Annotated in this window: 23 protein-coding genes; 4 read left to right on the top strand and 19 right to left on the bottom strand. The window is 56.6% G+C overall.

What is annotated here, in order from left to right; all coding sequences use genetic code 11:
• The first annotated feature begins 290 nt into the window (after positions 1-290).
• Complete coding sequence (locus Q3Y58_RS14495; RefSeq protein ID WP_319622724.1) at positions 291-3167, top strand: AsmA family protein; 2877 nt, start codon at positions 291-293, stop codon at positions 3165-3167.
• A gap of 60 nt (positions 3168-3227) precedes the next feature.
• Here the strand turns inward: Q3Y58_RS14495 and Q3Y58_RS14490 are convergent, their stop codons facing one another.
• On the bottom strand, positions 3228-5510 hold the full coding sequence (locus Q3Y58_RS14490) for a xanthine dehydrogenase family protein molybdopterin-binding subunit (RefSeq protein WP_319622723.1): 2283 nt from the start codon (positions 5508-5510) through the stop codon (positions 3228-3230).
• Positions 5511-5523: 13 nt separating this feature from the next.
• On the bottom strand, positions 5524-5976 hold the full coding sequence (locus tag Q3Y58_RS14485) for a (2Fe-2S)-binding protein (protein WP_319622722.1): 453 nt from the start codon (positions 5974-5976) through the stop codon (positions 5524-5526).
• A 122-nt stretch (positions 5977-6098) separates the two neighbouring features.
• Here Q3Y58_RS14485 and Q3Y58_RS14480 point away from each other — a divergent pair, with 122 nt between their 5' ends.
• Positions 6099-6767 (top strand): TetR family transcriptional regulator, encoded by a 669-nt coding sequence (locus Q3Y58_RS14480; RefSeq protein WP_319622721.1) that lies wholly within the window; start codon positions 6099-6101, stop codon positions 6765-6767.
• Here Q3Y58_RS14480 and phnN read toward each other — a convergent pair.
• Genes phnN through phnG form a run of 11 tightly spaced genes read right to left on the bottom strand, consistent with a single transcriptional unit; the run spans position 6749 to position 14998 of the window.
• The gene (gene phnN / locus Q3Y58_RS14475; RefSeq protein ID WP_319622720.1) at positions 6749-7384 is read right to left on the bottom strand and encodes a phosphonate metabolism protein/1,5-bisphosphokinase (PRPP-forming) PhnN; all 636 of its coding nucleotides are present in this window, start codon (positions 7382-7384) and stop codon (positions 6749-6751) included. The two genes, Q3Y58_RS14480 and phnN, sit on opposite strands and share 19 nt — an antisense overlap.
• Positions 7374-8567 carry an alpha-D-ribose 1-methylphosphonate 5-triphosphate diphosphatase gene (locus Q3Y58_RS14470; protein ID WP_319622719.1) on the bottom strand — a complete coding sequence of 398 codons (1194 nt, stop codon included), beginning with the start codon at positions 8565-8567 and terminating at the stop codon, positions 7374-7376. The genes phnN and Q3Y58_RS14470 overlap by 11 nt, the downstream gene beginning before the upstream one ends.
• Positions 8564-9262 (bottom strand): DUF1045 domain-containing protein, encoded by a 699-nt coding sequence (locus Q3Y58_RS14465; protein WP_319622718.1) that lies wholly within the window; start codon positions 9260-9262, stop codon positions 8564-8566. The genes Q3Y58_RS14470 and Q3Y58_RS14465 overlap by 4 nt, the downstream gene beginning before the upstream one ends.
• Before the next feature lie 25 nt (positions 9263-9287).
• Positions 9288-9944, bottom strand: a complete 657-nt coding sequence (locus Q3Y58_RS14460; RefSeq protein WP_319622717.1) for an LbetaH domain-containing protein — start codon at positions 9942-9944, stop codon at positions 9288-9290.
• Positions 9945-9946: 2 nt separating this feature from the next.
• Positions 9947-10645: a phosphonate C-P lyase system protein PhnL gene (gene phnL, locus Q3Y58_RS14455; protein WP_274219937.1), complete on the bottom strand. Its 699-nt coding sequence runs from the start codon at positions 10643-10645 to the stop codon at positions 9947-9949.
• Positions 10646-10653: 8 nt separating this feature from the next.
• A complete protein-coding gene (gene phnK / locus Q3Y58_RS14450; protein ID WP_274219938.1) occupies positions 10654-11454 on the bottom strand; it encodes a phosphonate C-P lyase system protein PhnK in 801 nt (266 codons plus the stop codon).
• A 1-nt stretch (position 11455) separates the two neighbouring features.
• The gene (gene fosX / locus Q3Y58_RS14445; protein WP_319622716.1) at positions 11456-11860 is read right to left on the bottom strand and encodes a FosX/FosE/FosI family fosfomycin resistance hydrolase; all 405 of its coding nucleotides are present in this window, start codon (positions 11858-11860) and stop codon (positions 11456-11458) included.
• Positions 11857-12774, bottom strand: a complete 918-nt coding sequence (locus Q3Y58_RS14440; protein WP_319622715.1) for an alpha-D-ribose 1-methylphosphonate 5-phosphate C-P-lyase PhnJ — start codon at positions 12772-12774, stop codon at positions 11857-11859. Before Q3Y58_RS14440 ends, fosX begins: the two co-directional genes overlap by 4 nt.
• A complete protein-coding gene (locus Q3Y58_RS14435; RefSeq protein WP_319622714.1) occupies positions 12771-13895 on the bottom strand; it encodes a carbon-phosphorus lyase complex subunit in 1125 nt (374 codons plus the stop codon). The genes Q3Y58_RS14440 and Q3Y58_RS14435 overlap by 4 nt, the downstream gene beginning before the upstream one ends.
• Positions 13896-14525, bottom strand: coding sequence for a phosphonate C-P lyase system protein PhnH (phnH, locus tag Q3Y58_RS14430; RefSeq protein ID WP_319622713.1), 630 nt, complete (start codon positions 14523-14525; stop codon positions 13896-13898).
• 2 nt (positions 14526-14527) lie between these two features.
• A complete protein-coding gene (gene phnG, locus Q3Y58_RS14425) occupies positions 14528-14998 on the bottom strand; it encodes a phosphonate C-P lyase system protein PhnG (protein WP_319622712.1) in 471 nt (156 codons plus the stop codon).
• A 125-nt stretch (positions 14999-15123) separates the two neighbouring features.
• Here phnG and phnF point away from each other — a divergent pair, with 125 nt between their 5' ends.
• Positions 15124-15885 (top strand): phosphonate metabolism transcriptional regulator PhnF, encoded by a 762-nt coding sequence (phnF, locus tag Q3Y58_RS14420; RefSeq protein ID WP_319622711.1) that lies wholly within the window; start codon positions 15124-15126, stop codon positions 15883-15885.
• Between the two features lie 16 nt (positions 15886-15901).
• On the opposite strand, the gene Q3Y58_RS14415 is transcribed toward phnF, so the two are convergent.
• The 4 genes from Q3Y58_RS14415 to Q3Y58_RS14400 all read right to left on the bottom strand — a co-directional run bounded on the left by Q3Y58_RS14415 (position 15902) and on the right by Q3Y58_RS14400 (position 22215).
• Complete coding sequence (locus Q3Y58_RS14415; RefSeq protein WP_319622710.1) at positions 15902-17476, bottom strand: CYTH and CHAD domain-containing protein; 1575 nt, start codon at positions 17474-17476, stop codon at positions 15902-15904.
• 418 nt (positions 17477-17894) lie between these two features.
• Positions 17895-18647 carry an FCD domain-containing protein gene (locus Q3Y58_RS14410; RefSeq protein WP_274219946.1) on the bottom strand — a complete coding sequence of 251 codons (753 nt, stop codon included), beginning with the start codon at positions 18645-18647 and terminating at the stop codon, positions 17895-17897.
• 286 nt (positions 18648-18933) lie between these two features.
• Positions 18934-21162 carry a heavy metal translocating P-type ATPase gene (locus Q3Y58_RS14405; RefSeq protein WP_319622709.1) on the bottom strand — a complete coding sequence of 743 codons (2229 nt, stop codon included), beginning with the start codon at positions 21160-21162 and terminating at the stop codon, positions 18934-18936.
• A 117-nt stretch (positions 21163-21279) separates the two neighbouring features.
• A complete protein-coding gene (locus Q3Y58_RS14400; RefSeq protein ID WP_319622708.1) occupies positions 21280-22215 on the bottom strand; it encodes a LysR family transcriptional regulator in 936 nt (311 codons plus the stop codon).
• A gap of 83 nt (positions 22216-22298) precedes the next feature.
• On the opposite strand from Q3Y58_RS14400, the gene Q3Y58_RS14395 reads away from it, so the two are divergent.
• The gene (locus Q3Y58_RS14395) at positions 22299-22937 is read left to right on the top strand and encodes a class I SAM-dependent methyltransferase (RefSeq protein WP_319622707.1); all 639 of its coding nucleotides are present in this window, start codon (positions 22299-22301) and stop codon (positions 22935-22937) included.
• A gap of 47 nt (positions 22938-22984) precedes the next feature.
• Here Q3Y58_RS14395 and Q3Y58_RS14390 read toward each other — a convergent pair whose 3' ends face one another.
• Together Q3Y58_RS14390 and Q3Y58_RS14385 are read right to left on the bottom strand one after the other, a co-directional pair.
• Positions 22985-24712, bottom strand: coding sequence for an ABC transporter ATP-binding protein (locus Q3Y58_RS14390; protein ID WP_319622706.1), 1728 nt, complete (start codon positions 24710-24712; stop codon positions 22985-22987).
• 12 nt (positions 24713-24724) lie between these two features.
• Positions 24725-25675: an ABC transporter permease gene (locus tag Q3Y58_RS14385; RefSeq protein ID WP_319622705.1), complete on the bottom strand. Its 951-nt coding sequence runs from the start codon at positions 25673-25675 to the stop codon at positions 24725-24727.
• Position 25676 lies beyond the last annotated feature (1 nt).

Raw genomic sequence — 25676 nt, 5'->3', positions numbered from 1 at the left:
ATATATTTGTTTTTCTTTGTGCCGTTTTGGACAAATACCAGATGAATCATCTAGGTATCTGTAGAATTAAATGGGGCTGGCGCTGGGGGTTGTAAATGCTCTATTGGTTAGGGCCTGTTATTCTGCGGGCCCTGCGAAGTGGGGCATTGGGAAACCTGCTCAATATGTTAGGTAGGTTCGCATAGTCTTATTTTAGACGTTTTCTCAGGGCCTGTGAGGGCTGTAAAAGTCATCTGGTGGCGCTAAAAGGTGGCTCAGGGTAATTCTGTTAAACGAGTTTGTATCTGCTTATGAAACCTATCGTTCCAGTGTTAGGCATTGCGGCTGTCCTGCTTGGTGGCGGTGTGGTTGTTGCTCCGCAATTCGTTCCTCAAGATGCGATCAAGACGCTGGTCAAGGAGCAACTCGCCAAAGCGACAGGCTGGCAGGTCCGTCTGGATGGGCGCACAACGGTTGGCGTATTTCCCGCCCCGGTGCTTCAAGTCGAAAACGTGGGCATTGCGGGGGTGGCCGCCGCAGACGGTGTTGAGTTTGCGCAGGTAGGCCGTGTTGATTTCGGCATAGGCTGGCTGGGGCTGTTCACGGGAAGTCCGTCCATCAACTCCATTGAACTAAATGACGCGGACTTGTTCCTTGAAGTTTCGCGCGGTGGTACCCGCAGCTGGCAACCGCACGCAGCGCTTTTGAAGAGCACACCTGAGGCAAGCGCTTGGGCCTCTGCCATTTCAAGACTTCAGCAGGCTGGCATATCGCAGTTTGTTGTCAATGGCGGGCGCCTGGATTATCGCGATCAGGGGCGTGACCTGCGCTTTGAGTTGACGAACCTGCAGCTCTCAGGCGGTGTGAGTGGTGGGTCTGCTGCATTGGAAATCAACGGCTCTGCCAGTCATCACAACACAGCCTACAGCCTGTCAGCGCATCTTGGTTCGCTGCCTGGCTTTTTGAGCGGAACTGCGACTTCAGTGAGCGCGGAACTCAAAAGCGGGGAGGCCTTGTCAGTAAACGCGGCAGGGCAACTCGCTTACAAGGATGCACCTGTTGGCTCGCTGAAGGTTACGGGAGCTGGTAACTCGCTTTCCCAAGCTGCTGGGCTGTTGGGCTTTGACGTTGCCGAAGGGCTGGAAAGCTACTCCATTGATACGCAGGTTCAGTTCTCCTCGACCGGTGTTCGAACGCGCGGCCTCAAAGGTGCTGTCAATGGATTGGATCTGACCGGGGAAGCGCAGGCGACTTATTTGGAAGACGGTATCGAACTGAAGGGGTCTCTGAATGGGGATGCCGTACCGTTTGAAACAATTCTCAGATTGGCAGGTATTGAGCAGCCCGGGTCGGGTATCGCTGAAGTTGATCTGTCCTACCTTGCTGTAGGTCATGACATTGCGCAGCTTCAAGACAGGATGGAGCTTCTCGGAACCGCTCAGGTGCGCAATGGGCGTATCTCTGAAATTGCCCTTCCTTCTATGCTCAGCGTTGAGGGGCAACACGAAGCGCTTGATGACATTGATTTGGATATTCAGTTTTCCGGTCTCAATGCGCCGACCTTGATAACGGGAAGCGCGCGTTGGCGCGGGGAGCCGCTCGCTATTGAAGGTGAGGTAGGGAACGGAGGCTTTGCGGACCTCAAGTTTGCCACCGAGCGATTTACCGGCGGCCTTTCTGGAAGCCTTGAAGACATTCGCCGAGCGGAGGGCCGTATTTCCTTCTCAACAGAAGATCTGCCTGAGTTCACCCGGTGGTATGGCAAGCGTTTGCCAGACTATCTTCGCGGAGATCGACTGCGTGTTTCCGGGCATTTCGCCAGTGAAGGCGATTCCCTGAATTACCGAGATGTTGAGCTGTTTCTGGATGACTTGCGTGTCGAGGGTGGTGGTCGCATCGAGCAGGGGGAGCGGCCCAAGCTAACAGGTCGATATGCGCTTTCAGAGCTGCAACTCGACCACCTGCTGACCCGCGATGGAAGTCTTGCCGTTGGTGGGGCAGAACGCCCCTATGATTTTTCCGTGCTGCGCAATGTGGACGTGGACTTGTCGCTGGCGTTTGATCGGTTCTCAGCCGGGGATTTGCGCGGACAACAGGGTGTCCTGCGCGCCACTTCTGAGGCGGGCCGCGTTGATGTGGAGCTGAACAAGTTGCAGCTCTACGGCGGTGATGTGACCGGCACGCTCTTGCTCAACGGTGCGACAGTTGAGCCGCAGTTTACCGCTGACCTGACCGTTAGCAATGTGAATGCTGCGCCCTTCTTTGCAGCGGTTTCTGATCTGCCCCGGGTTGATGGTGCGCTCAATGCGGTCATGAGCATTGCTTCTGAAGGGGAGGCACTCGAGAAGCTCTGGAAGAACATGGATGGCGCCGTTAGCTTCCAACTGGGCAGCGGCGTGCTTTATGATCTTGATTTGAATTCCATGATTGCCTCGTTGAGCGCCGAGCCTGTGCGCGGCTGGCCTTTGACAGAAGGCAGCCAGACGAGTTTCCGCACTTGGGGCGCTGATGTAATGTTCGGTCAGGGCCGGGCGCAATTTCAGGGGCTCACCTTCATGAGCGATGCGGCCCTTATTGAGGGCAGCGGGGAGGTGAACCTGAGCGATGGTCGTGTCGAGTGGGACTTGCAACCGAGCCTGCTGGAAGGCGCGGAACAGGCTTCTTCATCTGAGGATGATCACCCGCATGTGGCTGTTGCAGGGACGCTGATGCGTCCGAGTTTTGCCATTGGTACACCGGGAGAGGCGGCAGCTTCTGCCAGTCTTGCCCCTGTCAATGAAAGGGTGAAGAACACCGTTGCGGCTAAACTGCGTGCACGCTTGGCTTTGCAGGCCAAGGCCGAACAGCTGGCCCCTGTGGCCGAGCCTGCCGAACCGGTTGCGACTGCTTCTGTACCCAATGGCATCGATGGCGCGGTTATCACGCGGGATGGTCCGGTTGTGCCTTTGCAGAAGCCGCAGACTGATGGGAACGCTGGCGCTTTACAGCCGGAAACCGCTGCGGACACTGCGGCTCCGGATCCAGCCACCGCCTCAGACGAGCTGTACGCCGAACCTCGGGAGCCCGGCTCAGCACCAGAGACGATCAGTGTTGAAGGCATTGCTTCAGGCGAGGCGGATGCAGAGGACGCACTTAGCACTTTGGAAGAAGGGTTTGGTTTGCCAGCAGGGTTCTTGACCGGACAGTAATGGCGAGACCAAGGTTTGAATGAAAAGGCCAGCGGCATGGATTTCTCGCTGGCCTTTTTGTCACGTGAAGTCGATTTCTTTGCTCAGTGGCATGGTGCGGATGCGCTTGCCGGTTGCCGCGAAGATGGCGTTCGCCAGCGCAGCTGGTGCGGGCGGGGTGCCGGGTTCGCCTGCTCCGCCCATGTGGGGTGAATTCTCCAACAGCTCAATGTGAAACACTGGCGTTTGATGCATGCGCATTGCATCAAAATCGAAGAAGTTGGACTGCTCCACCTCTCCGTTGCTAAAGGTAATTTCCTGACCAAGCGCCTGACTCAGGCCGAAGATGGCCCCTGAGATGAGCTGCGCCTTGAAGTTTGCAGGATCAAGCACGAGGCCCGGGTCTGCAACGCACCACACTTTCTCAATGGTGACGTATCCATCTGATACATCCACCTGCACCACCTGAGCTACCCATGTGCCGAATGAAATCGTATGGGCAATGCCGCGTCCTTTCCCCGCGGAAAGAGGTGAGCCCCACTCGGAGATCTCGGCAACCTTTCGAAGAACGCCTTTGGCCGGGGCATGTTCTTCGTCGTTCATCATGGTCAGCCGGAACGCCAAGGGGTCTTTGCCAGCTTTGTGTGCCGCTTCATCGATAAAGCTCTCGTGAAAAAAGCCGTTGTAGGAGTTGCCAACCGAACGCCAAAAGCCAATAGGAATGGGCAGGTCCACCTCGTGGGCCGCATAGCGCCTGTTCTCAATCGTGGTAGGTTGGTCGTAGGCACCCTCTAAAAGCAGTTTGTCAGGCCCTGCCAGCGGCACGCCCGGAAACAAGCGCCCCACCACTTTCTTGAATAGAGGCGGCACCGCAACGTCCACGTCAACGGCACTTAAATTGCCCTGTTCCGTCAAAGCACCGCGATACCTGGCGACTGCCATTGGCCGATAAGCATCGTGGCGGGTGTCTTCTTCACGGGTCCACGTTACCTTGACCGGACGCCCATCGGTTTCTTTCGCGACGATTGCCGCATAAAGGGCATAATCCACTTCAAGGCGGCGACCAAAGCCCCCGCCAAGGTGCGTGGTGTTGACGATGATGTTCTCGCCTTCAATGCCAAAATGGCTGGCGCATACATGCCTCACCATTGTTGGGGTCTGGTTAGGGCACCAGATTTCGAGCGTCTCACCGCGCCATTGGGCCGTGGCGTTCATGGGCTCCATGGTTGCATGGGCCAAGAAAGGGACTTCGTACGTGACTTCCAGACGCCGATCTTCAGGTGTTTGCGAGAGTACACCCGCTGGATCTCCGGAGCCGCCAAGGGAAAACGAAGCGTCTTGATTGAGTGCAGCCATGAAACGTCGTCGCATGCCCTCGGTATCCGCCGGATACTCAGCCTCTTCCCATACGACTTTGATGGCGTCTGCACCTTTGAATGCTGCCCAGGTGTTGGTGGCAATGACTGCAAGGCCATGTCCATATCGAGAGCTCAGCGGTATCACCTTCTCCACTCCCCGTATTTGCAGCGCAGGTGCCGGGTCATGGGTCTTTACGGCTGCGCCGAACCGAGGAGACATGCGAACCGTTGCATAAAGCATCTCCGGCAATTCCACGTCGATGCCGTAAATCGGAGCGCCGGTTACCTTCTCGCGCAGCTCTACACGCGGTTGCGACTTGCCCAGCAGCTTCCAGTCCCGAGGAGATTTCAACTTGATGTCTGATGGCGGAGTTAGTTCCGCGGCCAATGCTGCGACTTCCGCATAGCGCACACTTTCCCCAGACTGAGGATTGGTTATCACGCCGTTCTCGGCCTTCAAGCCCTCCGGTGCCACATCCCACTGGACCGCTGCTGCCTGAACCAAGATTGTACGCGCTGCAGCTCCTGCCTCCCTCATCTTCTGAAAGGCATCAATCATGGCGGAGGAACCACCTGTAACTTGAACGCCCAGGAACTTCGCGGCTACGCCCATGGTTTCGCGCGCACTTTCTGCAAGCAAGCTGGTGTCGAAGGCTGCGAAGGGGCCTCCTTCCATGAACATGGCAGAGTTGTAGTAGGCGGCGCTTGCCGGGCCATGTTCCACCTTGATCTGATCCAGCGAGACCTCAAGCTCTTCAGCCACCAGAGCGGCGAGTGTGGTTTGTGTGCCCTGACCCATTTCTGCCCGTGGGGTGATGATGGTAATCGCCCCCTCTTTGCTGATGGTGACATAAGGGTTGAAGACGGCATCTCCCTCAGCTTTGCGGGCATCCAGCGGATTAGCATGCGGCTTTTGGTAGAAGTAATAACCGATTGCGACGCCGCCAGCAGCAAGGGCCGCAAAACCGAGGAAGGAGCGACGGGTGATCTTTCCAAGTTTGCTCATTGATCAACCCTCCTTACGCGCCTTGGGCTTTGGCAGCGTCTTTGATCGCCGCCTTGATCATGGGGTAGGTTCCACAACGACACAGGTTGGTCATGGCGTTGTCGATGTCCTCATCCGTGGGGTCGGGAGTTTCATCAAGCAAGGCAACCGCTGCCAGGATCTGACCAGATTGGCAGTAGCCGCATTGCGGTACGGCATGGCGCATCCAAGCTTCCTGTACCGGGTGCAAATTGCCGTTCTGCTCCAGCCCTTCGATGGTGGTTATCGCGCCTTCAGTATCCGCCACGGCTTGCGAGCAGGACCGAACGGGGAAGCCATCAATCAAGACCGTGCATGAACCGCAGGCGGCCACACCGCACCCAAACTTGGGGCCTTTGATATTCAGGATATCGCGTAGCACCCATAGCAAGGGCATCTCTGGATCTGCATCGACCTCATAGTCGGTTCCATTCACGGTCAACTTCATGGCTTCCATCTCCGGCTATAAGTGACTCTTGTTCACTAAAGCTACGTGATCTTGCGAAGGAGTCAATAGGTGAACAGGGGTCACTTATTGACAGCGGCGGCAAGCGAGCGTATTCCAGCTTCATGGCAGAGGTTGAATTCAAGCGAGCTCGAACAGCGGCGGCGAAAGCTCAGCGCACAAAAGACCTTCTTGCAGCAGCGGGGGAGTTGCTGAAGGAAGAGGGAATGCAAGCTGTTACGCTGAAACGCATTGCGGAGAAGGCGGGCGTCGTTAAGTCCAATGTCTATCGCTACTTCGAAAGCCGTGAAGACATCATGCTTCAGCTGCTGCTTGCTGATCTCAATGCCATGTTGGTTGCGCTGGAACAGGCGGTCACGGGTCCGATGTCTGCCGAGGAGACAGCAGTGTTGCTCGCTCGCGGCTATTGCGGCAGTTCTAGAACGTGCCTGTTGCTGACCGAACTGGCTCCCACTTTGGAGCACAACGTCAGTCAGGAAGGGCTCAGGGCCTTCAAGCGGGTGTTGCTCGAGGTTATCACTCGTGCTTCCAGCGCGCTCCATAAAGCGCAGCCCCATCTTGAGCGGGCGCAGTGTGAGAGCCTGATCTTCAGCGTCAATGCGGTCGTCGCCGGCCTGTGGCCCGTGACCCACCCCTGCGCCGAGCTTGAAAAGGTGATGGCTGAGGCGGAATTTTCCCGCCTCAAAGTTGATTTTGAACAAGCCTTGATTGCCAACATTCACGCATTGCTGCTTGGCGCAGAGGCTTTCAAGGATCAGGCCTCTAGAAACTGACCCTTGAACGGCGCGTAGAAGGCGCTGATCGCCTCTGAAAGCTTGCGGACACCTTCTTCGATGGAGCCCACGTTCTCGATCCGGGCCACATTGGGAGCCGAGCCAAAAGTCATTTCGGCACGCTTCAAACGGTTGGCGATGTCCTCTGCGGTTTCGCGGCCGCGCTGGGCCAACCGTTCTGCAAGCACTTCCACTGGAGCGGTTATATGCACCACCAGTACATGCTCATACTTGAGCAGAGCATATGGAATGATCCTGCGAGAGCCGTTGGCGATTGCGACACTGCCAGCTGCAATGTGGGCATCAACCGATTTTGGTAGCGCATAGAGAAGGTTGTGTGCGGCCCATGAGAGAGCCACTTCGTCCTTCTTGATCATCGCTTCCAGTTCAGAATAGCCGACTTCTTCGTGGTCTTCGCTGCCAGCTTCTGCAGGCCGTGTAATCAGGCGCTTCACGAACATCAGCTCGTTGTGGCCTTCGGCGTCCGCCTTGAAACCGTCAATGAGGGAATCCTTGCCAGCTCCGCTTGGGCCCACAACAATGACCAGGCCACCGGGGCCGAGCTTTTCCTCGGCCCTGCTTTCACTTGGTGTTGATCTGCGCTGATCAGGCAACACGACGACCCTCACGCCATACACCGCGTACGATTGGAATGTCGTCGACCATGCGAACCTGAACAAGGTCAGCGCGGCGACCCTCAATGATGGCCCCTCGATCCATCAAACTCACGGACTCGGCTGGAATTTTTGTGACCTTCTGGATCGCATCCGGCAGGGTTATGCCCTCAATGTCCTTTGCCAGAACAAACGCGCCGTGCAGCAAGGAAACCGGCACATAGTCGGATGAAAGGATGTTCAGGTAGCCAGCGGATGCCAGCTCCTTGGCAGAGATGTTGCCGGAATGGGACTTGCCGCGCACCACGTTTGGTGCGCCCATGAGAACGGCCATTCCCGCTTCCGTAGAAGCCTTGGCCGCTTCCATTGTGGTTGGAAATTCAGCGACCTTGATGCCAAACCCGACGCCTTCTTCGACGTGAGCTACCGTGGCATCATCATGGCTGGCCAGTTGAATGCCGCTTGCCGTGGCGCGGGCTGCAATCTCGCGGCGGTTTTTATCCGAGTTGCGCTCCCCGCGCGCTGTCATGTGCTCAATGAACACTTCCAGCTGTTCATCAGAGAAGCCTTTGGCCTCCTTGTAGTACTTTATGTAGTAATCAAGGGAGGTGAACTGACGTTGGCCCGGCGTGTGGTCCATCAACGAGGTCAGGCGAACGCGGTCGTCGCCTTCAAACAGGCTAAAGCCTTCCACACAGTTGTCTGCAGAAACTTCGCAGCGCAGGTGCAGGAAGTGGTCAGCTCGCAGCCGACCGGCGGCCTGTGCGGTTTCAATGGCGTCTGCCATGGCGCGCATGTCTTGGGCGGTGAAATCAGCGCCATCGTCCATACCCACGCGCAGCGCGTCGAGAACGGTTGTGATGCCCGCGCAGGCAATTTGCGCGTCATGAGCTTGAACGGCTGAAATCGGATTCCACAGGACTCCCGGGCGCGGTTTGTAGTGGTTTTCCAAGTGGTCGGTATGCAGCTCAACCAGACCCGGGATCAGGTAGTCGCCTTCGCAGTCATGGCCTTGAGCGGCGTTTCCGCTGTCGATGCTCCGGATCAAGCCGTTTGCGGTATCAATGGAGCCGTCGATTACTTCGTCAGGCAGAACGACCTTGGCATTCGTGAATGTCAGAGCGTTGGCGTTGTATTCGGCTTCTTCAGTACTCTTGCTGCTTTGGGATGTGAGCGCGTCGCTCATTGGGAAGCTCCTTCAAACCGAAATGTTTCTGCAACCCGGAATGGGCCGCCACGCTCTTCTTCGACATAGAGCGCGATTTGATTGATGGTGACAGGCTTGTTCAGTACCGGTGCGAAGTGATGTTCCGCTGCCGCCTGAAGCGCAGGCATAATCGTCTTGTCGTTGATCTTGCCTGTCAGGGTGAGATGGAAGCGGAAGAATTCAAAGATGTATGGATAGCCCCATTGCAACATGTAGGCATCTTGCTCTGGGGTCAAACCGGACTGACGCCTGCGGGCAATGTCGGCGTCGGAAAGTGGCGCGCGAAGTGTATCGAGTTCTCGAATGGCCCGGCTGGCGAGATCGTTGAGCCCTTCACTTGGGGCCGTTGGGGTGAGGGCAAGAAAGGCACCGAGCCGATTTGGGGCAATGCCATCCAGCTGGAAGGGGCGGGTTCGTGCGGCAAAGCTGCGGACCTGCTCGCAAACCATGTCCTCTGTAACGCCTTCGGCGAGCTCGAAGGGTGGCTTCAACGTGCCGTGAAAGCCGTAGCGGCGGGGCGTTTCCGTGTACTGCCAGAGTTCGGCGGCGCTGATGCCATCGATCTTCGGCTGTGTGAGAGGGGTGTTGGTGAACGGATCCCGGCCCAGCCAGGTGTTACCCAGCTCGGCTAGAGGTTCGGTTCGGGCGGCGGAGTAATAAACTGCGTAACGCATGGCAATTCCCTGTTTGCCCACTGCTTTATTGAGCGCCTGTGTCTGATGAATGACGGTCTGAAATTTGTCCAAAAATCTCTACAAATTTCTCGATATCTTCGGACTGAAACAAGGCAAGGTTGTGGAAGAGTACATCCTCTGGCAGATCCCACCACCTCAAAGCGCGTAAACGCTTTGAAAGCTCTTGTGGGAAACGGTCCTTGATCTTCTTGGCCGGGACGCCGCCCACGATCGTATACGGCTCGACATCTTTTGCGACCAGAGCTCCTGCTGCAAGGATGGCCCCATCGCCGACCGTCACACCGGCAAGCACGGTAACGCCATGGCCAATCCATACATCGTTCCCAATCGTGACACGCGCTTGACGGCGTTCCTTGAAGAATGCGTGGTCGCGTTCTGCGTCGGCCTCGTAATACTCCGGCGTATAGGTGAAGCGATGCTGACTGGGGCGATGCATCGGGTGATTTGGCGGCCCCAAACGGACATGGGCGGCGATTGCCGTGAATTTGCCGATGGTTGTGTCCGCTATCATACAGTCCGAGCCGACGTAGGAATAATCGCCCAGCTCGGTGTATTCGAGGGTTGAGCGCTGCAAGATTTCGCAGCGCCGGCCAATGGTCGTTTCTCTCAGTTGGACAGAAGGGTCGATGACCGTTTCGGTTATCTTCGGCTGAATGCTCATGGTCAGGCCGCTGCCTTGAACTGAGTGACGTCGATGATACGGTCGGCAATCTGATCACGGGCTTCGTGATCGTGCAGAATGCCGAGCATTGCAACGCCCTTCTTCTTCTTCTCTTCAACCAGTTCCACGACGACGGCGCGGTTCTTGGCATCCAGAGACGCAGTAGGCTCATCCAACAGCAGGATTGGGTAATGGGCGATAAAGCCGCGGGCAATGTTCACACGTTGCTGTTCACCGCCTGAGAACGTGGCGGGCGGCAGCTGCCACAGCCGCTCTGGCACATTCAGACGGGTGAGCAGAACACGCGCTTGTGCAAGTGCTTCTTCTTCGGACACGCCCTGAGCGATGAGCGGATCAGCAACCAGCCGTAACGCGGGGACCCGTGGGATGGCCCGGAGGAACTGGCTGACGTAGCCGATTGTATTGTCACGCAGGCGTATGATGCGCCGAGGGGCAGCTTGTGCCACGTTGATGATTTCTTCGCCGTCGGTGATCAGGATTTGGCCCTTTGGGCAGCGGTAATTGCCGTAGATCATTTTGAGCACGGAGCTCTTTCCGGAGCCGGACGGGCCGCCCAGAATGACGCATTCTCCTTCTGCTACGGCGAAAGAGACGTTGTCGACCACCGGCAGTTCAATGCCCTCGCGCAGATGCATGCGGAAGGTTTTGCCAACGTTGGAGAGGCAGATTTTCGTCTTCATGGCGGACCTCAAGGCTGCAAAATGGAGGAGACAAGAAGCTGGGTGTAGGCTTCCTGCGGATCATCGAGAACCTGATCTGTCAGGCCGGTTTCAATCACATGGCCGCGGCGCATTACCAGCGTGCGATCTGACAGCAAGCGTGCCACAGCCAGATCATGCGTGACGATGATAACGGAAAGGCCAAGGTCTGAAACCAGACCGCGGATAAGGTCCAGCAGCCGGGCCTGAACAGAAACGTCGAGGCCGCCAGTGGGCTCATCCATGAAAACCAGGCGTGGATTGGTGACCAGATTGCGAGCAATCTGAAGCCGCTGACGCATGCCGCCCGAGAATGCACGCGGATCATCGTCAATGCGATCTTCCGCAATTTCCACGCGATCAAGCCAGTCAATTGCGGTGGAACGAATGTCGCCGTAATGGCGCGCACCAACGGCCATCAGCCGCTCACCAACGTTTGCACCGGCGGAGACAGACATCCGCAACCCATCTGAGGCATGCTGATGAACAAAGCCCCAGTCCGTGCGCATGAGCATGCGGCGTTCCGCTTCACTCATTTGGTAGAGGTTTCGCATGGCGCCTTGGCGGTTGCGGTACTCGATCACGCCCGAAGTCGGAGCCAGCCGGGTGGACAGGCAGTTCAGAAGGGTTGTCTTGCCTGAGCCACTTTCGCCAACAATGGCAAGCACTTCTCCGGGGTAAAGCTCGAAGTTTACGTCCTTACAGCCAATACGGTCGCCATAGTACTTGGTGGCGCTGGAGACACGTAGAAGCGGCAGATCTTCACTCGCATCTGCAGTGGTCTGCGTCATTTCACTGGTTTGCATAGGAGTTTAGCCTTTGTTCTAGCGTGCCTGTGTGCAGCTCAAAAAGGTGGTTGTCGAAGTCGTAGAAGTAGAGCGAGCGGCCTTCGCCTTCGATGCGTGGGCGGTCGGGAAGAACTTCGACACCGATTTTCTCCAGCCGGGCTCTTGTGCTGTCGATGGCTTCTTCGTTCACCTCAAAGGCGATGTGATTGTAGGTCCTGCTTGGCAGAGCCTCGCCTTCCATTGCTGCAACCCAAAGCCCGCCCAGATCGAAAAACTTCTCACGTGAGTGGGAGAAGGTCTTGTCGCCACTGGAATAAATCTCCGTCGCCCCAAGGCCTTCAACAAGGAGCGTGCTCATCCGATCCAGATCCGACACGATGAAGGTCATATGGCTAAGGCCCTTAATCATGCGTCCGCACCCTGGTTTTCGCTCTCAGTGATTGGGTTTGCCGCCATGTGGCCAACGTGCCCGTTCTCCCGGCGGTCCTCACAGAAGTCGCTGTCGGAACACACGAACATGCGTGCACCCTTGTCATCCAGAATGACTTCATCGAGGTAGACATTCTCAGCACCGCACAATGCGCAGGGCTCCTCAAATTTCTGGATCTCGAACGGGTAGTCTTCGAAGTCCAGGCTCTCGACCTTTGTGTGGGGCGGCACCGCGTAGATGCGCTTTTCACGGCCCGCGCCAAAGAGCTGAAGGGCTTCCATTTCGTGCATTTTGGGGTTGTCGAACTTCGGGATTGGTGATGGATCCATCACGTACCGATCGTTCACCAGCACTGGATAAGCGTAGGTTGTGGCGATCTCGCCGTATTTGGCGATGTCTTCGTAAAGCTTCACGTGCATGAGGCCATACTCTTCCAGAGCATGCATCTTGCGGGTTTCGGTCTCACGAGGTTCCAGCTTGCGCAGGGGTTCGGGGATCGGCACCTGATAAACCAGTGTCTGGTTGGCCTTGAGCGGCTCTTCCGGGATGCGGTGACGGGTCTGGATTATTGTTGCATCACTGGTCTTTGTGGTTGCTTCAACGCCGGTTGTCTTGACGAAGAAACCGCGCAGCGCCACTGCGTTGGTGGTGTCGTCAGAGCCTTGGTCGATCATTTTCAGAACGTCATCGGCACCAATGATAGCCGCAGTAACCTGTACGCCGCCGGTGCCCCAGCCATATGGCATCGGCATTTCGCGGGAAGCGAACGGTACCTGATAGCCCGGCACGGCGATGGCTTTCAGAATTGCGCGGCGGATCATGCGCTTTGTCTGTTCATCCAGATAAGCAAAATTGTAGTGGTCTGCGAAGTTGTCGTAGGTCTGCTCGGTCATTGTGCTGCCTCTTCGACGGGGCCATTTGCCTGTACGGCTTCAACTTCTTGTCTTGCTTGCCAGTCCTTGCGCATGCGCCGTACCAGCTCCAGCTCTGCCTGGAAGTCCACATAGTGTGGCAGCTTCAGGTGCTCGACGAAGCCAGTGGCCTGAACGTTGTCAGAGTGGGAGAGCACGAACTCTTCATCCTGCGCCGGGGCAACCGCTTCTTCGCCCAGTTCGCGGCAGCGCAAGGCGCGGTCCACGAGTGCCATGGACATGACCTTGCGCTCTGCCTGACCCGGTGCGAGGCCGTAGCCACGGGTGAACTGTGGCGGTGCGACGGTGCTGCCCTGAAACTGATTGATCATCTGACATTCAGTCACGGACATGCGACCAAGAGGAACGGAAAAGCCAAGCTCCTCGACAAAGAAGTCCACGTCCACCTCGCCGAAGCGTATCTCACCGGCAAACGGGTGGGAGCCACCAAAGCCGCGCTGGGTGGAGTAGCCAAGTGCCAGCAAGAAGCCTTCATCACCGCGTGCAAGGTTCTGCAGGCGAATGTCCCGGTCCGCTGGGAACTCCATGGGCTCACGGGTCAGATCGCCCACCACGGCATCTGACGGCACCTGCGGGTCAGGCTCCATCATGCCTTCCGCATTCAGAAGGTCCGTCACGCGTGGTATCTCTTCGGCGGCGTCGTACTCAGCTTGCACTGGCTCGGGCAGTTCGCCATCAGCTGCCAGTTTGAAGTCCAGAAGTCGATGGGTGTAGTCGTAGGTTGGGCCCAAAAGCTGACCGCCCGGCAAATCCTTGTAGGTTGCCGAGATGCGGCGGCGCACCAGCATGGCAGCTGTGTCTACCGGCTCGGAATACCCGAAGCGTGGCAGTGTGGTTCTGTACGCGCGCAGCAGGAAGATAGCCTCGATCAAGTCACCTCGGGACTGCTTGATGGCGAGCGCCGCCAGCTCCACGTCGTAAAGGGAGCCTTCTGACATGACACGGGATACAGACAAGTAGAGCTGCTCGGCGATTTGCTTGAGTTCCAGAGCTGGAACCGAACGATCGCCGCGGCGGTCCCGTTCCATGAGCTTGTGTGCATTGCGGATGGCCTTTTCGCCACCTTTGACGGCAACATACATCTATCGGGCCTCCTTCATGGAAATCTTGCTACTGCGGGGCAGGCCGGCCACGTGGGTCGGGCTGGCGAAAAGAACATCCACGCCCAGAGGATATAGCGTCTGATTGGCGATCATCTGTGGCCAGAACGCTGGCGACAATGGGACGGCATCAAACTCGGTTTCTGTCTTGATGCCGGGGCCTGAGAGCGTCGCGCCGCTCGTGTTGGTCATGTCATCTACTGCGATGAGAAGGGTGGTGGAACGGTCTGGGTATTCGTCCGTGCCCACAGCAAAGCCAGAGATGGCGGTCATTTTTTTCGGATCGCTGATAAGGGCAAAGGCTGCGTCAGAGGCCAGCGCGACAATGGGAGCACCCGTATGGAAGCGAAGATAGTCGACCACGTCCACTTCTTGAGCCAGTGCCGGGTCCAGATAGACGGGGGTGTCGTAGTCCAGAAGCGTGAGAGCGAGTGCTGCAACCGTCTGTGTCAGGGGTGCTGGCACTTCCAGACCAAGCTCCGGCATTTCTTGCAGGGAACCGGGGCGTGCCAAGGCATTCATGGCCACTTTGAAGATTTTCTGCGCATCATGAACCGGGTTTTTCAGGCCGGGTGCCGGTGCTTTTTGCAGGCCGAGGGAAGGGGTCGTCATACTCAATCTCCTCGTACCATGGTGAAGAAGTCCACCTTGGTGGCGGCAACTTCCCTACGGGTCTGGTGTTCCTGTTCTTGTTGAGCTGTGCGCAGTTGCTGAAGAAGCTTAGCTTCGATCTCTGCATTCCATTTTTCGGTCTGGAGCAGGGCGTCGAACACCGCAGCGTAGAGCGCCTTTCGTTTGCTGCGCCCAAGACATTGGCCGAAACCTGTCTCACCGCTTTCCAGCGCAACGACGCAACGGGTGACAGTTGCTTCGCAAAGATTGAATGGAGCTCCCGTGCCGCCAGCACGACCGCGCACCATGACCAAGCCAGTTTCTGGCTGGCGCAGCACGGTGTAGGTGGGGCTGGGTTCAAGTGCTTCCCATGTGGCCTGCAAGGTGGCTTCTGGCGCTTCTGCCAGAAGAGCCATTGCTGCCTGCCGGGCCTTAATTTCCGGGGCTAGGGCCGGTTGCGCGTCAATCGACATTTTGAATCCTCAGAGGCGTTGGATAAGGGCGATTTGGCCTATGCTTCGGGTTAGTGTCTGTTTGCAGTACGGCTTAAATATGTCTATTTGTATAGACAAATTTTTTACTCGCATCCGAGCTACAGATGTTTCATGACAAGCGAATGACGGATCAGTTGGATTTCGAAGGGCGCCCGGTCAAGCGACGGGCAGGCATCGCGGTGTGGAAGCAAATCGCCGAGACCTTGCGTATTGAGCTGACGCGCGCCGGCCTTGGTGAAGGCGCACGCATCCCCACTGAGCAAGTTTTGGCAGAGAAGTTCTCCGTCAACCGACACACGGTTCGCAGAGCTATTTCTGTCCTGATCGAAGAAGGGTTGCTGCGCTCCGATCAGGGGCGAGGTACTTTTGTGGCTAAGAGTCCAATAGCCTACAAAATTGGCCCCAGAACTAGGTTTACAGAGAATCTGAGAGATCAAGCCGAGACCATTTCAGGTCGTCTTCTTGGCATTCGGGAGGTGGAGGCAGATGATCTGTTAGCCGCCGAACTACAGGTCGCAATCGGAACTGTACTATTTGAAATGCAGACCTTGAGCCTTGCTGACGGCGTGCCTCTGATTACTGGTACAGGCTATTTTGAGAAAGCGAAATTCCCGACCCTCGAAGCGGATTATCTGGAGACCCGCTCGATCACAAAAGTGATGCAGAAGATGGGCTACGGCAATTATCGGCGAGGCGAAACCCGAATCACGGCGGTACATTGCTCGAAGGAGCACGCCGCGATTTTGGAAATCGAGGCGGGATCCCCAATGATTGCTACATACAGTGTGGATGTTTTGGAAGACGGAACTCCCATTCAGGTGGGCCGAAGCTACATGGCATCAGAGCGTATTCAGCTCACCGTCTAGGGGGCTTGTGAGCGTTTCAGTCACGCCAGAACCGGGGCGTTTCTTTCAGTTCCTTCCAGCGATCCTGTGCGTCTTCCCAAGCATGGTCAGCCCGCGCTTTGTGCCAGCCTGCGACAAACCCTATGGCGGGTAGGAGCGGGTGCTTGGTTTCTGCGGCTGGCAGGTCCATGGCTACAAGACGGTCGGTCATTGCAACGTCATTCAGATAGCCAAACACATCTTGCAGTTGCTTAAGCGATTTGATGAAGACAGCGGTCTGTTCTTTGTCGTAGAGGCTCTTGAAGAACTCGATGCAATAGCGGAGTTTCTTCAGCGCCTTACGCAGGTCGTGACGCTCTTCGATGGTTAGTTTTTCGAGATGCTTGGCGCGCTTGGCGCAGGCTTTCCAGCGCTTTTGAATGGCGTAGTTGGCAAACTCTCTCGCTGGCATGTCCAGAGCCTCAAGGATTTCCGTGTTCAGCGATTGACGCCATTCGCGTGTTTGTATGAAGCGTGCAAGCTGAAGGATCAGGTGGTTTGCACGTTCCGTCTCCAGCTGCTTGATCACGTCTTCGCGCACGGCATCCCGCGCGGAATCCAGCGCCTTCAACAAGTCTGTGAACTCGATACCCTCGGGGCGCAAGTCGTCCAAAGGCCCGATAATGTCTGTTGCCATCACGTCCAGATCACGCAGATTGCCAAGGTAGGTGGCAAGGCGTTGGGCTTCCCTTCCCATCTCAGAGAGCGCCGTGCTTCCGATCAGGGATTCGTAGACTTTTAGCGCGCTCCTAAAACGACGCAGGCCGACGCGCATCTGATGGGTGAACTCAATGCGGTCATTATTGGCATGCTGAATGAGGCTGGCACGGTTGCCGGCGATTTGCGTCAGGCAAGAGGAAAGGATCGAGACCAGCGCGTCTTCCGCGGTCTCAGATTGACCGAGGGCGATCTTCCCGGCTGTCGTTGCCTCGATGGACCAGCTCAACTCCTCATCCGCTTCAAGGCAATCGGCCAGAGCGTGGCCGATCTCGGCCTTGCTCTGCTTGGAGAAGTTGAAAGGAATGTCGCCCAGAATCTGGCCGGCCAGAATGTAGAGTTCTTCAACTGGGCCTGACTTCAGCTCAAGCTCAATTTCGCAAATCTCTTGTTCAATGCTCTTGGCCACGGCCTTGCCATTGTCAAAGGCCACCTCGATTTCGGTCGCTGGACCCCGCACAAAATCCCGGGCGACGCGGTCTATCCGCGTTTCAAACCGCGCAACGATTTCCGAGCCATTCAGAAGCTCTGCCACTGAGGCGCGGACGCTTTCATCTTCAATCAGGGCAAGATCGGGTTCGGTGTTCTCGGTCGGGACTTCAAACTCGCGCGTGTTGGACAGTCCGCGCGTCAGGCCGGTGCCAACTTTCAACGTCTGCACAAGACCGCTGCCGGTGTTGCGAATGCGAAGCGTTGTAGAAGCTTTTTTCAGCCGCTTGTCAGGTGTGTCGAAATAAATTGAAACAAGTTTCTTGGTCTTTTCATCTTCGACAGAGAAATCTGCGCAATCAGCTCTGGCCAGAGCCTTGGCCAGATTTTCGCTAGACACAGAGAGTTTGAGTTCAACTTCATTCATAGGGATTGAACTACCTCTAATTGCAGGTTCTCACGAGAAGTTGTGGCAAGAGTCACAGGTATCTCAGCGGCTGTAAAGTCCTGCATTCGGGTTATGTTTCAACGTTTCTTGCGCGGCAAAAGAAAACACCAGCAGACCTAAACTAAGATAAGGATATACCCTAAGGCAAGTCGAGGAATAGAGGTAAGCAACGGAAAACGCCCTTAGAGGTGACACCTAGCGAAACCAAGGGTTTAGGTTGCCGTGATACGAAGATCCGGCGCTAGCTTGATGATCTGTAACCTGTTAGCTGGCGAAGTTGGCCTTGGGCAATTCACTGTTTAAAACTCGTTGGTTACGCGCGCGAGGGCTCCGACAAGCCGCAGGGGAGCGCGGTTCGCATGATGAATGCATGCAGCGAGCGAATTCGTGAGTCGGCTCAAGGCTTGATTGCAAGCGGGTTCTGGTCGAACAAGTACGCATCAAAGCTCGGGTCATCGACATCAGACAGGGCCAGAAGGCGCGCTCGCACGTTCTCCAGATGTTGCCACATGGCTTTGCGGGCTTCTTGTGGATCCTTGATCTGCAGCGCTGTCAGAATGGCCCGGTGATCTTCAAGCCATTCCTTGCGATATTCATGATCGAAAATGCGCTCATGCAAGGTCGCCCACATACGCGACCGCTTGCGCTGCTGCCAAAGGTTTCGCATCATTTCAACGAGAGCGGAGTTCTGAGTGGCCTCAGCAATGAGCATGTGAAACAGTTCATCTGCCTCTTCACCACCCGATCCATCTGCCAGCTCGCGGCGCTCCTGTTCCAGCGCATTGCGCATTTTCATGATGTCGTTCTTGGTCACCATGGTTGCAGCGAATGCAGCGATGTTACTTTCCATCAGCTGGCGCGCTTGCAAAAGCTCAAAGGGGCCAATGTCTTCTGAAGCTGGCGTAGTGGTCGGCGCGTCACTTGGCAGGCGCAGTACATAAGTGCCGGAGCCCTTGCGCACATCCACAAGGCCTTCAATTTCCAGCATGATCATAGCTTCGCGGACGAGTGAGCGGGAAACGCCCAACTCCTCGGAGATTTGCCGTTCGGGGTGCAATCGATCGCCCACAGCATACCGCCCTTTTGACAGATCCTCACGGATCGCCTGCGCGACATCCTGGTAGCGTCTTTTTTGTTCTCCGCCTGGCACTTGTATTCTCCTTGAGCTCCTGTCGTCGCTTCCGGCCCAAATCATGGAAACGAACCTGATGGAGGCTTGTGCAGCTTACGCCATCATCCTCATGATATCACTATGCTGTTTCGGCGCCATGTGTAGTTTTGACCAAGTGTTGCCGTCGGTGCGACCTTCATTCATTCGCACACAAAAACAGTTCTTTCCGAGTTGAGTGATATCGGAAAGCTTAGATGTGCCTTTGCTTCGAAAATGTCAATTCTTCTTTGAAGAAAAGCGCCCTTAAGAGCAGTGAACGCTGAGTTTATGCATCATTTCCGTCTTGTGGCTTCCATCTACGAAGTAAAGCGGCATTCGTCACCACCGAGACTGAACTCATTGCCATGGCAGCTCCGGCGATAATTGGAGAGAGCATACCGAAGGCGGCAAGTGGGATGCCGATTACATTGTAGATGAACGCCCAAAACAGATTCTGCCGGATTTTGGCGAGCGTTGCTTTTGAAACATCAAGGGCGGAAGCAATCATTTTGGGATCTGAGCGCATGAGCGTGATGCTTGCCGCTTCCATGGCAACATCTGTGCCGGAGCCCATGGCAATGCCCAGGTCCGCCGCAGCCAAGGCCGGGGCGTCGTTGATGCCGTCACCTACCATGGCAACCGACTTTCCGGCGGCCTTCAGCTCATTGACAACAGCGTTCTTGCCTTCTGGCTGGATGCGGGCGCGGACATCCTCAACGCCCACCTGCTCCGCAACAGCTTTGGCGGCCAGCTCAGCGTCGCCAGTGAGCATGACAGTTGCAATGCCGCGCGCTTTAAGCTGCGCGACAGCTTCCGCTGCGGTTTCGCGAGGTGCATCGGAAAGGCCCAGAACGCCCACCACCTTGTCACCAACGGAAACGGTGACTGCGGTTTGCCCCGCGCTTTCGTAGGTTTTGATCAGGCCATCGGCCATCAAACTGGAGATACCAAGGCCATCCATCAGCGCTTTGTTGCCGATGGCGACCTGCTGTCCAGCCAGCTCAGCCACAAGGCCTTGCCCCGGCACGGCTTTCACTGCGTGGGGTTTGCCGAGCTTGATATTGTGTTCTTCTGCGGCGCGGATGAGCGCGCCTGCCAGTGGGTGTTCGCTGCCCTGCTGCAGCGTTGCAGCGATGAACAGCAGACGCTCGTTGTTGCGATCAAACGCCTGAATGCTTGTCAGTGTTGGGCGGCCAACCGTCAGCGTGCCTGTCTTGTCCAGCACAACGGTATCAATCTTGTGCGCCCGCTCCAAAGCTTCAATATCGCGGATGAGAATACCGGCGCGCGCCGCTGCCCCGGTGCCCGCAACGAGGGCCGTGGGAGTTGCCAGACCGAGCGCGCACGGGCAGGCGATAACCAGAACAGCAACCGCGGCACCTATGGCAGCGTTAGTGTCTCCGGTCAGGTAAAGCCAAGCGCCTAGTGTAATTGCAGCAATGACGAGAATGGTGGGAACGAAGATTGCGGCCACCCGGTCTACAAGCCGTTGGATGGGAGCCTTGGATGCTTGCGCACCCTCTACAAGGCGAATGATTTGCGCAAGTCGTGTTTCTTCGCCCAAGGCGGTAGCGCGCACGTAAAGGGCGCCAGAGCCGTTGATTGTGCCGCCGGTTACCATTTCGCCAGCGCTCTTTTCAACCGGCAGGCTTTCGCCGGTGAGCATGGACTCATCGACCGCGCTTGCGCCCTCCAGCACTTCGCCATCGGTGGCAATGCGTTCCCCCGGTTTCACCAGAATGACGTCGCCAAGGCGCAAGTCGGCAATGTTCACGTCGGTGATGGTTTCGCCATCCACGCGGTGCGCCGTATCTGGACGCATGGCAGCAAGCGCGCGCACTGCCGCCGTGGTGGAGCGTTTTGCCCGGTGTTCCAGATACTTGCCAAACAGAACCAGTGTCAGAATGACGGCGGAAGCTTCAAAATACAGGTGGGAGTTGCCGGAGAACTCCGGCATGAAAATCTTGTAGAGGCTGTAGCCGAAGGCGGCGCTGGTGCCGAGGGCGACCAGCACATCCATGTTGGCAGAGCCGTGGCGCAGAGACTTGAACGCACCGCTATAGAAACGGGCACCTACAAAGATCTGCACTGGCGTTGCCAAAAGCAGCTGGATCATGCCCGGCAGATGCCAATCCTGACCAAAAGGCATGCCTGCCATTGGGGCGACAAGAGGCAAGCTGAGCAGGGCGGAGAAAACGAGCAGGACGAACGTGCGCCGCTCTTTCTTTTGGTCTTCTGCCTCAAGGCGCTCACGCTCCAAGCGCGCTTTCCGTATGTCTTCTTCGCGCCTCTTGGCACCAAAGCCCGCTTTCTCAACTACATTCACCAGGGCCTGGGGCGGCATTGGCTGATCAAGATGAATCTCAGCCGTTTCAAGGGCCAGATTCACAGTGGCGTGGTTCACACCTTCGGCCTGGTTCAGGGCGCGCTCTACTTTCGAGGCGCAGCCCGCGCAATTCATGCCAGAAATATCAAGGGTGATGCTTTGTAGATTGGAAGCAGTGCTATCGGTCATCAGAGCAGTCTTAAATGCTTTAGGTAAGATTTTCGCAGTTATGACCATTGTTCATGGCGGGTCAAGACTTGTTGCCAATGCCGCGTGCTTCGCTGTTGCACTGGTGCATTCCTGCAATCAACTGCCGGTGTCCGGTTCGCACTGCTTGGGGCTTTGCGCCGTTGGAACTTGCCCGAGCATCTTGGAGAGCAGGTCGAACACCAAACGGATGCGCCTGCTTGTATGCAGTTCCCTGTGCGTGGTCAGCCAGATTGGAACGGGGATTGGCGGAAACTCTGGCAAAATCTGGACCACCTCCGGGGTGCGCTCCGCAACATCTTTCAGCATGATACCGATACCGAGGCCGCGTTTAACCATTTCCCACGCGACGGTTCCATCTTCAGAGAACAGGCGCACATTGTCTGCCGTGATTGGCAGCTCCAAGTCCTTCAACCAACCGAGAAACCTGTCTGGCTTGCTGAAGCCGACGAAATCGTGCCCGGACAGATCGGCGGGACTTTGAGGCGTGCCTCGGGCCTCCAGATACTCCGGACTGGCATAGAAATGTGCTGTGGTTTCGCGCAGGAGTTTGGCAACCAGCGTTGCATGATCGGGGCGAACGTGGCGAATGCCAATGTCGGCCTCGCGGGTGCGCAGGTCAGCCAAGGCATTGGAGGCCTGAACCTCCACCTCAACACCCGGCGCTTGGTTTCGCAGCTCTTTGAGGATAGGCGGAAGCAGATAAACGGCAAACAGGTCCGTGGTGGCGATACAAACTTTTCCAGCCACGTCCTGCGACTGCCCGGACGCCTTCAAGGAGATTTGCGTTGCCGCCTCGGCCATGGCCTCAACGTGTTCCAGAAGTTCGCGGCCAGTGGGGGTCAGCGATAGCTTTTGGCCGGTGCGCTCAAACAGCGCGACGCCCAGATCTTCTTCAAGCGCGGCGACCTGTCGTCCCAGTGTTGGCTGCGTCAGGCTAAGAGCGCGGGCGGCGGCCGACAGCGATCCTTCCTTGGCGGTGACAAGAAAAGCCCGGGCTTGGTTCCAATCAAAAGCGACCGACTGCCAGTTCATGCAGTTTCGTATACCAGATCAACGGATTTCGGCAATTCAATTTGAGGTTGGTGCTGGCTACGGTTGAGGCAAAGGAGAAAGCCATGACCACCTCAGCCAAATTCTGGGACAATATCTCGGAAAAATACGCCAAAGCCCCGGTTCGCCAGCCATTGGCTTATGAGCAAACCCTTGACCGGGTCCGCACCTATCTGGAGCCACAGCATGAGGTTCTTGAGTTGGGCTGCGGCACCGGATCAACAGCTCTGACGTTGAGTGAAAATGTACAGCGCATCACGGCGACCGACTTGGCAGAAGGAATGATTTCCATCGCAACGCAGAAGGCCGCGAAGCAGGGCATTGAAAATGTTGAGTTCCGGCAGTGTTCTGCGTTGGGGGAGGGGATCGGCGAGGCTCGATTTGATGTTGTGATGGCGTTCAACCTGTTCCATCTGTTGCCCAATCTGGAGCACTGCCTTGCTGCCAGCCATAAACTGCTCAAGCCCGGCGGCCTCTTCATCTCCAAGACGCCTTGTTTGTCAGAGGGAAATCCGCTTTTTCGCGTGCTTGTTCCCGCGATGCGCCTGATTGGAAAGGCACCCTATGTCAGATTTCTTGGTGTGTTTGAACTAGAAGGTCTGGTGAAGAATGCGGGCTTCAAGATTTTAGAGACGGGCAACTATCCCGTGAAGCCGCCAAGCCGCTTGATTGTGGCGCAAAAGCTCTCGGAGCCCTCAACATGACAAAGGGGCCGTTGCGGCCCCTTTGATATCTAATCGTGGTGTTCGCCTCAGGCGACTTCCTCTTCAAGGTTGTCGCGGGAGAGGATATCCATGCTCGGCATGAGGCTGAGCAGTTCCTTTGTGTACGCGTGCTGTGGTGTCTCGAAGAGCGCTTCTGTCTCCTGAACCTCCAAGAGCTCTCCAAAGCGCATCACGCCGGTGCGGTTACACATCTGGCGAATTACTGCCAGATCGTGGGAGATGAACAGCATTGTCAGGCCCAGTTCGTCCTGCAAGTCCTTTAGAAGGTTAAGGATTTGCGCCTGAATGGATACGTCGAGAGCTGAGGTCGGTTCATCGCAGAGCAAAAAGCGCGGCCGTGTCGCCAGTGCACGGGCAATGGAGATGCGCTGACGCTGACCACCAGAGAACTCGTGGGGGTACTTTTTGCCTGCCGCCGACCCAAGACCAACGTGGTCCAGCAGGTCGTCCACGATACGGAAACACTCTGAGTTCGTGGAAGCCAGTTTGTGGAACTTGATCGGCTCGGCCACAATGTCCCGCACTCGCATGCGCGAGTTGAGCGAGGAATACGGGTCCTGAAAGATCATCTGCATCTGGCGGCGCATGGCCAGCACTTGCTTGCGATCGCTCAAGCTTGTGAGTTCTTGCCCGGCAAAATGCACCGTGCCGCCGCTGGGGTGATAAAGGCCGGTGATCACGCGGGCCACAGTGGACTTGCCCGAGCCGGATTCACCCACCAAACCAAAGGTTTCTCCGGGCTGGATGTCAAAACTGACTTTCTTCAGAGCGGAGAAGTACTGCCGGTTCTTCGGAATCCAGGCGTTCTTTGTCAGGAACTTCATGTCGATGTTCTTGACGGAGAGAAGAGCGCCATCAACCGGCTTGTAGTCACGGGACTGACCAAGCCAATGGGTTGAAATGTCGATTTGCTTGAACGGTTTCGCTGAACCCTCAATGTAATCCACCTGCGGGAAGCGGTGAACCTTCACATCTGGGCGCGGGACAGCAGCAATCAGGCTTTTGGTGTATTCGTGAGTTGGCGCGCCGAGTATCTGGTGAGACTCGCCATACTCCACCAGATTACCCCGGTACATGACCGCCACGTGGTCGGTTATTTCAGCGATCACTCCCATGTCGTGCGTGATTACCAACATGGCCACGTTCTTTTCGGTGCAGAGCTTTTTCATCAGCTCGAGAATTTGCGCCTGAATGGAAACGTCGAGTGCTGTGGTTGGCTCGTCTGCGATCACGACTTCCGGTTCTGCACACAGTGCCAGAGCGATCACCACTCGCTGGCGCATGCCGCCTGAGAACTGGTGCGGATACTGCTTCACGCGTTCCGCTGGGTTTGGGATGCCCACCTGGTCCAGCAGCTCAATGGCACGCTGTTGCGCCTCCGACTTGGACAGCGGCAAGTGTTGCAGCATGGTCTCCACCAGCTGGAACTCAACTGTCTGCAGGGGATCCAGAGAGGTGAGGGGATCTTGGAAGATCATGCCGATGCGCTTGCCGCGAAGCTCACGCATCTTCTTCTGGGGCAGGTTGTCAATGCGTTCGCCGTGAACGTAGATCTCACCGGCACCGATGCGGCCCGGATTTTCCAGAAGGCCGATGACAGCGTTACCCACGGTGGATTTACCAGCACCGGACTCGCCTACCACGCCCAAAATCTTTCCGGGATCGATGGACAAGGTGACGTCTCGCGCCGCAACGAAGGTGTTCTTTCGGCCCGGAAACTCAACGGTAAGGCCACGGATTTCAAGAATGCTCATCTGAAGCCTCCCCTATCGCAGTTTCGGGTTGAGCGCATCGCGCATCCAGTCGCCAAGCAGGTTCACTGCCAGCACAAGAATCGCGAGGGTGAGACCCGGGAAGATGGCGATCCACCATTCGCCGGAAAACAGGAAGTCGTTGCCGATGCGGATCAAGGTACCCAGCGAAGGCTGGGTTGCTGGCACACCCACGCCGAGGAACGACAAGGTTGCCTCAGTGATGATGGCCAATGCCAGATTGATGGTTGCAATAACCAGAACCGGCCCCATCACGTTCGGAAGCACATGGCGGAACATGATGATGAAAGAAGGGATGCCGATCACGCGGGCGGCCTGAACGTATTCCTTGTTCTTCTCGACCATGGTGGAGCCACGCACCGTACGTGCATACTGCACCCAGAAGGACAGGCCGATAGAGAAGGTCAGGATCCACACGGCCCAGCGTTCCCGGTCCAGATTGCCGAAGATGCCGTTGGCAACGCCGTCAATCAGCAGCGCAATCAAGATCGCCGGGAAGGTCAGCTGTATCTCGGCGATACGCATGATGATTGCATCGGTCCGTCCGCCCACGTAGCCTGAAAGGAGCCCGAGGAAGATACCGAGCACGGCTGCAAAGGCCACGGAAAGGAAGCCGACGGCAAGAGAAATCCGCATGCCATAGAGAATGCCAGAGAGCATATCGCGGCCCTGATCATCCGTGCCCAAAAGGAACTGGGGGTCATGGTATGCCATGCCTACGGGAGGGACGCGGGCATCCAGAATGCTGATCTGCGCCAGATCAAATGGATCATGGGGCGCAATCCATGGAGCCAAGAAGGCGGAAATCATCAGGACTGCCGTCACGATCGCCGCGATGACGGTGACTTTGGAGCGGATGAAACTGTGAAAGATGTCGCTGTCCAAAATCCGCGCAATACGTCCCTTGGCAACGTCCTGTTCAGGCATTGTTGTTTGTTCTGTCATT

The organism is Nesiotobacter zosterae, assembly GCF_033843645.1.
Classification (GTDB): domain Bacteria; phylum Pseudomonadota; class Alphaproteobacteria; order Rhizobiales; family Stappiaceae; genus Pseudovibrio; species Pseudovibrio zosterae.
Note: the sequence above shows the minus strand (reverse complement) of the source record. Positions and strands in the feature narration are given on the sequence as shown.

Excerpts from the sequence above, each read along its gene's own strand:
- phnH (WP_319622713.1), bottom strand. The coding sequence starts at position 14,525 with ATGACGACCCCTTCCCTCGGCCTGCAAAAAGCACCGGCACCCGGCCTG.
- Q3Y58_RS14415 (WP_319622710.1), bottom strand. The coding sequence starts at position 17,476 with ATGAATGAAGTTGAACTCAAACTCTCTGTGTCTAGCGAAAATCTGGCC.
- Q3Y58_RS14390 (WP_319622706.1), bottom strand. The coding sequence starts at position 24,712 with ATGAGCATTCTTGAAATCCGTGGCCTTACCGTTGAGTTTCCGGGCCGA.
- phnG (WP_319622712.1), bottom strand. The coding sequence starts at position 14,998 with ATGTCGATTGACGCGCAACCGGCCCTAGCCCCGGAAATTAAGGCCCGG.
- phnF (WP_319622711.1), top strand. The coding sequence starts at position 15,124 with ATGTTTCATGACAAGCGAATGACGGATCAGTTGGATTTCGAAGGGCGC.
- Q3Y58_RS14490 (WP_319622723.1), bottom strand. The coding sequence starts at position 5,510 with ATGAGCAAACTTGGAAAGATCACCCGTCGCTCCTTCCTCGGTTTTGCG.
- Q3Y58_RS14485 (WP_319622722.1), bottom strand. The coding sequence starts at position 5,976 with ATGAAGTTGACCGTGAATGGAACCGACTATGAGGTCGATGCAGATCCA.
- Q3Y58_RS14495 (WP_319622724.1), top strand. The coding sequence starts at position 291 with ATGAAACCTATCGTTCCAGTGTTAGGCATTGCGGCTGTCCTGCTTGGT.
- Q3Y58_RS14460 (WP_319622717.1), bottom strand. The coding sequence starts at position 9,944 with ATGAGCATTCAGCCGAAGATAACCGAAACGGTCATCGACCCTTCTGTC.
- Q3Y58_RS14405 (WP_319622709.1), bottom strand. The coding sequence starts at position 21,162 with ATGACCGATAGCACTGCTTCCAATCTACAAAGCATCACCCTTGATATT.
- Q3Y58_RS14440 (WP_319622715.1), bottom strand. The coding sequence starts at position 12,774 with ATGACCGAGCAGACCTACGACAACTTCGCAGACCACTACAATTTTGCT.
- Q3Y58_RS14465 (WP_319622718.1), bottom strand. The coding sequence starts at position 9,262 with ATGCGTTACGCAGTTTATTACTCCGCCGCCCGAACCGAACCTCTAGCC.
- phnK (WP_274219938.1), bottom strand. The coding sequence starts at position 11,454 with ATGACGCAGACCACTGCAGATGCGAGTGAAGATCTGCCGCTTCTACGT.
- Q3Y58_RS14400 (WP_319622708.1), bottom strand. The coding sequence starts at position 22,215 with ATGAACTGGCAGTCGGTCGCTTTTGATTGGAACCAAGCCCGGGCTTTT.
- Q3Y58_RS14480 (WP_319622721.1), top strand. The coding sequence starts at position 6,099 with ATGGCAGAGGTTGAATTCAAGCGAGCTCGAACAGCGGCGGCGAAAGCT.
- Q3Y58_RS14470 (WP_319622719.1), bottom strand. The coding sequence starts at position 8,567 with ATGAGCGACGCGCTCACATCCCAAAGCAGCAAGAGTACTGAAGAAGCC.
- fosX (WP_319622716.1), bottom strand. The coding sequence starts at position 11,860 with ATGATTAAGGGCCTTAGCCATATGACCTTCATCGTGTCGGATCTGGAT.
- Q3Y58_RS14385 (WP_319622705.1), bottom strand. The coding sequence starts at position 25,675 with ATGACAGAACAAACAACAATGCCTGAACAGGACGTTGCCAAGGGACGT.
- Q3Y58_RS14435 (WP_319622714.1), bottom strand. The coding sequence starts at position 13,895 with ATGTATGTTGCCGTCAAAGGTGGCGAAAAGGCCATCCGCAATGCACAC.
- Q3Y58_RS14395 (WP_319622707.1), top strand. The coding sequence starts at position 22,299 with ATGACCACCTCAGCCAAATTCTGGGACAATATCTCGGAAAAATACGCC.
- phnL (WP_274219937.1), bottom strand. The coding sequence starts at position 10,645 with ATGAAGACGAAAATCTGCCTCTCCAACGTTGGCAAAACCTTCCGCATG.